This is a genomic window from Vibrio sp. 1CM24A (genome assembly GCF_023161725.1).
GTDB classification, from domain to species: Bacteria; Pseudomonadota; Gammaproteobacteria; order Enterobacterales; family Vibrionaceae; genus Vibrio; species Vibrio coralliirubri.
Map to the genome: position 1 here is coordinate 1 of NZ_JALNTS010000027.1, position 482 is coordinate 482.

General features: G+C 45.0%; 1 protein-coding gene. It reads left to right on the plus strand.

Features of this window, described 5'->3' with window-relative positions:
- Window positions 1–482 (plus strand): flagellin hook IN motif-containing protein (locus tag MSG38_RS23950; protein ID WP_282450604.1); only part of this gene is annotated, 482 nt, incomplete at both ends.

Here is a 482-nt window from a genome sequence, read left to right on the forward strand (position 1 = left end):
CGTGATTTGTCTCTACAATCTTCAAACGGCTCAAACTCAAAATCTGAGCGTGTAGCGATTCAAGAAGAAGTAACAGCGCTGAACGACGAACTGAACCGTATCGCGGAAACGACGTCTTTTGGTGGTAACAAGCTGCTTAACGGTACTCACGGTACTAAATCATTCCAAATCGGTGCAGATAACGGTGAAGCGGTAATGCTTCAACTGAAAGACATGCGCTCTGATAACGCTCAAATGGGTGGTAAGAGCTACCAAACTGAGAACGCGAAAGACAAAGACTGGAACGTTCAAGCAGGCTCTAACGACCTAAAAATGTCGTTCACTGATAACTTCGGCCAAGCACAAGAAATCGACATCAGCGCAAAAGCGGGTGACGACATCGAAGAGCTAGCAACGTACATCAACGGTCAACAAGACTCTGTTAAAGCGTCTGTAACTGAAGACGGTAAGCTACAAATGTTTACTGGTAACAACAAAGTTGA